The sequence below is a fragment of the Rhodoferax sp. genome (assembly GCF_030646845.1).
In the GTDB taxonomy this organism is placed as follows: domain Bacteria; phylum Pseudomonadota; class Gammaproteobacteria; order Burkholderiales; family Burkholderiaceae_C; genus Rhodoferax.
The window spans coordinates 66076-72395 of record NZ_JAUSLE010000009.1 but is presented as its reverse complement, the minus strand read 5'-3'; the positions used below and the strand labels follow the sequence as shown (position 1 = coordinate 72395).

Annotated in this window: 3 protein-coding genes; all 3 read right to left on the bottom strand. The window is 58.6% G+C overall.

The features are described from left to right. On the bottom strand, positions 1-738 hold a 738-nt coding region (locus tag Q7T10_RS03385; RefSeq protein ID WP_304745909.1), incomplete at its 3' end, for a 4Fe-4S dicluster domain-containing protein. Between the two features lie 11 nt (positions 739-749). Next, a complete protein-coding gene (locus tag Q7T10_RS03380; protein ID WP_304745907.1) occupies positions 750-4568 on the bottom strand; it encodes a nitrate reductase subunit alpha in 3819 nt (1272 codons plus the stop codon). A 121-nt stretch (positions 4569-4689) separates the two neighbouring features. Then, positions 4690-6318, bottom strand: coding sequence for an MFS transporter (locus Q7T10_RS03375; RefSeq protein ID WP_304745905.1), 1629 nt, complete (start codon positions 6316-6318; stop codon positions 4690-4692). Between the last annotated feature and the right edge of the window lie 2 nt (positions 6319-6320).

Sequence of the window (6320 nt, the reverse complement as noted above, 5' to 3'; positions counted from 1 at the left end):
GCAGAAAATGCACAACTCGGCCTTGCCGGATTTCCTGTTGTAGTAAATCTTTTTGTAAGGAAAGCCGCTGACGCACATGCGACAGCCGCGGCACTTTTCCTGATCGATCAGCACGATGCCGTCTTCCTCGCGCTTGTAGATGGAGCCGGACGGGCAACTGGCCACGCAAGCCGGGTTCAGGCAGTGCTCGCACAGCCTGGGCAGGTACATCATGAAAGTATTTTCGAACTGGCCGTAAATGTCTTTCTGGATGTCGTCGAAGTTCTTGTCCTTGCTGCGTTTGGAGAACTCGCCGCCCAGAATTTCTTCCCAGTTCGGACCCCAGACGATTTTTTCCATCCGCTTGCCCGTGATCAGGCTGCGTGGCCGCGCGGTGGGTACCGCTTTCATCTCGGGCGCCGATTGCAGGTGGTCGTAGTCGAAGGTGAAGGGCTCGTAGTAGTCGTCGATCTCCGGCATGTTGGGGTTGGCGAAGATGCGCATGAGCAGCTTCCACTTGGCGCCCTGGCGTGGCTCAATCTTGCCGTTTGGCTTGCGAATCCAGCCACCATTCCATTTGTCCTGGTTTTCCCATTCCTTGGGGTAGCCAATGCCGGGCTTGGTCTCAACGTTGTTGAACCAGGCGTATTCCATACCAGGCCGGCTGGTCCAGACGTTCTTGCAGGTGACCGAGCAAGTGTGGCAGCCAATGCACTTGTCCAGGTTCAACACCATGCCTATTTGTGCGCGTATTTTCATATTCTTTCTCCTTAGGCGTGGGTTGCGGGTGAGTTGTCAGTCGAGTTGACTTCGTCGTCCAGCCAGTCCACCTTGTTCATCTTGCGCACCACCACAAACTCGTCGCGGTTAGTGCCGATGGTGCCGTAGTAGTTGAAGCCGTAACTGAACTGTGCGTAGCCCCCAATCATGTGGGTTGGCTTGAGCACAATCCGGGTCACCGAGTTGTGAATGCCACCGCGGGCGCCGGTGATCTCGGAGCCAGGAACGTTGACAATCTTTTCCTGTGCGTGGTACATCATCACCATGCCGTTGTTCACCCGCTGGCTCACGACGGCGCGCGCCGTAATGGCACCATTGATGTTGAAAAGCTCCACCCAGTCGTTGTCGACGATCCCTGCGGATTTGGCGTCATCCTCGCTGAGCCAGATGACGGCGCCACCCCGGTTCAGCGTGAGCATGATGAGGTTGTCGCTGTAGGTGGAGTGGATACCCCACTTCTGGTGTGGCGTGATGAAGTTCAGTGCAATCTCTTTGTTGCCATTGGGCTTGATGCTCTGAATACCTGCTGTGGTTTTCAGATCCACCGGAGGCCTGTAGCTGCTGAAGCCTTCACCAAATGCCGTCATCCAGGGGTGATCCATGTAGAACTGCTGGCGACCAGTCAGGGTGCGCCATGGGATCATCTCGTGCACGTTGGTGTAGCCCGCGTTGTAGGACACTGTCTCTGACTCAATACCGCTCCAGGTGGGCGAGCTGATGATCTTGCGAGGCTGGGCCTGAATGTCGCGGAAGCGGATCTTTTCATCTTCACGGTACAGCGCCAGATGGGTGTGATCCAGGCCAGTCTGTTTGCCCAGCGCTTTCCAGGCCTTGACGGCCACCGTGCCGTTGGTTTCGGGTGCGAGTTGAAGAATGACTTCACAGGCATCGATGTCGGTCTCAATTTTTGGCATGCCGCAGGTCACGCCTTCATCGGTCACCAGGCCATTGAGTTCACCGAGTTGCTTGACCTCAGTCTGCGTATTCCAGCCGATGCCCTTGCCGCCATTGCCGACCTTGTTCATCAAAGGCCCGAGCGCCGTGAAACGCTTGTAGACGTTGGGGTAATCACGCTCGATCACTTGCATATTGGGGCCGGTCCTGCCGGGGATGAGATCGATCTCACCGCGCTTCCAGTCCTGCACGCCGAAGGGTTGGGCCAACTCGGCAGGTGAATCGTGCATCAGTGGCGTCAACACCATTTCACGTTCCACGCCCAGGTGACCGACGCACACTTCGCTGAACTTCTTGGCAAAGCCCTTGTAGATGTCCCAGTCGCTGCGTGACTGCCACGCGGGGTCCACTGCCGTTGACAGCGGATGGATGAAGGGGTGCATGTCGCTGGTGTTGAGGTCGTTCTTCTCGTACCAGGTGGCCGTCGGCAACACGATGTCGGAGTACAGGCAGGTGGTGCTCATGCGGAAGTCGAGCGTCACCACGAGGTCAAGCTTGCCCTCTGGCGCTTCCTTGTGCCACACCACCTCGGTCGGCTTGGCCTGGTCGTCGCCCAGGTCCTTGCCCTGCACGCCATGGCTGGTGCCCAGCAGATGCTTCAGGAAATACTCATGCCCCTTGCCGCTGGAGCCCAGAATATTGGAACGCCAGACGAACATGTTGCGTGGCCAGTTGTCGGGATGGTCCGGGTCTTCGCAGCTCATCGCCAGCGAGCCATCTTTCAGACTCTTGACCGTGTAGTCCTTCGGGTCCATGCCAGCAGCCACGGCATCTTTGACCACCTGGAACGGGTTGGTCTTGAGTTGCGGTGCGGACGGGAGCCAACCCATGCGTTCGGCACGCACGTTGTAGTCGATCATGCTGCCGCCGTAGAGCTTTTTGTCAGCCAGGGGGGACAGCACTTCGTCCATGCCCAGTTTCTCGTAGCGCCACTGATCCGTGTGCGCGTAGAAGAAGCTGGTGCCATTCATTTGCCGCGGTGGACGAATCCAGTCCAGCGCAAACGCCAGCGCGGTCCAGCCGGTTTGCGGACGCAGCTTTTCCTGGCCCACATAGTGCGCCCAACCGCCACCACTCTGGCCGATACAGCCGCACATCATCAGCATGTTGATGACGCCGCGGTAGTTCATGTCCGCGTGATACCAGTGGTTCATGGCCGCGCCGATGATGACCATCGATTTGCCATGGGTCTTGTCCGCGTTGTCGGCAAACTGGCGGGCCACGGTAATGAGCTGCTCACGCGGCGTGCCGGTGATGCGCTCTTGCCATGCTGGCGTGTAAGGCGTGTCGTCGTTGAAGTCCTTGGCCGCCAGTTCACCGGGCAGGCCGCGTGCCACGCCGTAGTTGGCCACTTGCAGGTCGAACACGGTGGCGACGAGTGCCTCGCGTTTGTCGCCTTCCTTGCCCAGAGAGATGCGTTGCACAGGCACGGTGCGCACCAGCACATTGTTGGCACCCGCACCGGTTGCGTTGTTGGGGAAGTGCTCGCTGACGATGCCACCAAAGTAGGGGAAGCCGACCTTGGCCGTCTCAAGGCTGGCGCCTTCACCTTCCATGACGGAGAGCTTGAGCTTGACCTCTGCACCGTGACGCGCTTCCTTGGCTTCCAGATTCCACTGGCCTTCATCCGCCCGCCCATCAGGACCCCAGCGGAAACCGATGGCCCCGTTTGGCAGCACCACTTTGCCTGATTCGTCAAAGGCAACGGTCTTCCATTCAGGGTTGTTGGCCGCACCCAGCTTGCCATTGAAGTCGGAGGCGCGAACGTAACGGTCTGGCACCATCACGGTTTCACCGCTTGGCAGCTGGTGCTCCTTGAGCATCACCAGCATGGGCATGTCGGTGTAACGGCGCACGTAATTGTCGAAGTACGCGCTGCGCGGCTTGCCGCCATCGGGGAAGTAAAACTCCTTGAGGATGACGTGCCCCATGGCCATGGCAACAGCGGCGTCCGTGCCTTGTTTGGGCTTCATCCAGATGTCGGACAGCTTGGCCACTTCCGAGTAGTCGGGTGTCACTGCCACGGTCTTGGTGCCTTTGTAGCGGACTTCGGTGAAGAAGTGCGCATCTGGCGTGCGGGTCTGGGGCACGTTGGAACCCCAGGCAATGATGTAGGTGGAGTTGTACCAGTCAGCCGATTCGGGCACGTCGGTCTGCTCCCCCCAGATTTGGGGGCTGGCCGGTGGCAGGTCGCAATACCAGTCGTAGAAGCTCAGGCAAACGCCACCAATCAAACTCAGGTAACGGCTACCCGCGCCATAACTGACCATGGACATGGCAGGAATGGGAGAAAAGCCGACGATCCGGTCCGGGCCGTGCTTTTTGATGGTGTACACATTGGCCGCGGCGATCATTTCATTGACCTCGTCCCAGCCGGAGCGCACAAAACCGCCCAAGCCGCGCACACTCTGGTATTCCTTGCGCTTGGCATCGGACTTGGCAATCGACGCCCATGCCTCCACAGGCTCCATGGACAGTCGCGCTTCACGCCAGAGTTTGAGCAAGCGGCCCCGCACCATCGGGTATTTCACGCGATTGGCGCTGTACAGGTACCAGCTGTAGCTTGCACCGCGAGCACAGCCACGAGGCTCGTGGTTGGGCATGTCCCAGCGGGTACGCGGGTAGTCGGTCTGCTGGGTTTCCCAGGTCACGATGCCGCCCTTGACGTAGATTTTCCACGAGCAGGAGCCCGTGCAGTTCACGCCGTGGGTGGAGCGCACGATCTTGTCGTGGGCCCAGCGGTCGCGGTAGGCGTCTTCCCAGGTGCGATCTTCGCCGGTGGTGACGCCGTGATCGCCAGAAAACGGCTCTTTGGGTTGAGAAAAGTAGGTGAGTCGATCAAGAAAATGGCTCATGGGATACCTCGATAAAAATGGTGAGTTTTATATAAAAACAGCCTCTAGCCCACGTATATAAAGCGCAAGTAGCTATAAAAACAATAACAAAAAGCAACTCTGGAGATGGGCGGTGGGTGATTTATGGGTTCTTGATTTCCGAGCCTGCGCGCAGGTAGAACCACCAATTGAGAACCAGGCACACCGCGTAGAACACGGCGAAGCCGTACATGGCGAACTGTGGCGTACCGGCCTTGATTTGGGCGCCAATGACCACTGGGGCAATGAACGCGCCGTAAGCGGCGACTGCTGAGGTCCAACCCAGCACAGGACCTGCCTGCTGCCGGTCGAAAATCACGCCGATGGTCCGGAACGTGGAGCCATTGCCGATGCCACTGGCGGTGAACAGCACGATGAACAGACCCATGAAGGCCGGGAAATACTGCTCGGGTGTGGCTGAGCCGTAAGCCTGCATCATGACGTAGCCGACGGCGCCGGAGGCGAGCACCATGACCGCCGAAATGATCTGGGTGACGATGGAGCCACCGACTTTGTCGGAGATCCAGCCACCGACAGGACGTACTGCCGCGCCGACGAAGGGGCCAATCCAGGCGTAGGTGAGTGCCGATGGGGCATTCGGGTTTTTCAATACGTGCTGCATGACACCGGCTGCGTCGGCCACGTGGCTCACGCCGAAGATGACCGTGATGGCCAGAGGCAGGACCATCGAAAAACCGATGAAGGAGCCGAAAGTCACGATGTAGAGTGCCGTCAACGACCAGGTGTGCTTGTTGTTGAAGATCGCAAATTGCTTGGCGACGTTCTCTTTCATGGGGCCGAACGCGGCAACCCGCATCATGAGCAGCGCCAGAATGATGTCAAGTGGAATGGCCACCCACATATTGAGAATGCCCAGTCCGGTAGGCGCCGGCAGGTACAGGTACAACATGAAAATGGCAGGAACAAACGCCAGCGTGTAGAGGTACGTTACCTTCGCAAATGCGCCCAGCGTACGACCTGCGTCCGGGGATACCGTTTTCAGGTTGTTCATTCCAAACCAGCACAGCGCACCCAGCGGCACGAGTGACAAGACCCATGCAAAACCGGCGTTCTGGATCCACGTCGGTGTGCCTGCGGCGATCTTGCCGAAGATCCAGCCACTGTCCTTCACCAGTGTCATGGATTCGCCGCCAAACGATCCGAAGAGGCTGACCGTCATCACCAGCGGAATCACGACCTGCATCGTGGTCACGCCGAAGTTGCCCAGACCCGCGTTCAAGCCCAATGCGGTGCCTTGCATCCGCTTGGGGAAGAAGGTGCTGATATTGGACATGGAACTGGCAAAGTTGCCACCACCAACCCCTGACCAAAGTGCCATGAGCTGAAACACCCACAGCGGCCACTCAGGGTGCTGCAAAGCGATGCCGGTACCGATGGCCGGTGCCAGAAGCATGGACGTGGTAAGGAAGATGGTGTTGCGTCCACCGGCCAGTCGAACCAGGAACGAGGCCGGAATGCGCATCGTGGCACCGGAAATCCCGGAAATCGCAGTCAGCGTAAACAGCTCGGCCGGTGTGAACGGGAAGCCGAGGTTGAGCATCTGCACGGTGATGATGCCCCACATGCCCCACACGGCGAAACCGCAAAGCAACGCTGGAATCGAAATCCACAGGTTGCGGTATGCAATTTTCTTGCCTGTGCTTTCCCAGAAGGCGTTGTCTTCCGGGCGCCAGTCGGCGATGTCGGCGCGCGATTGCTGTTGGTTTGTCATGG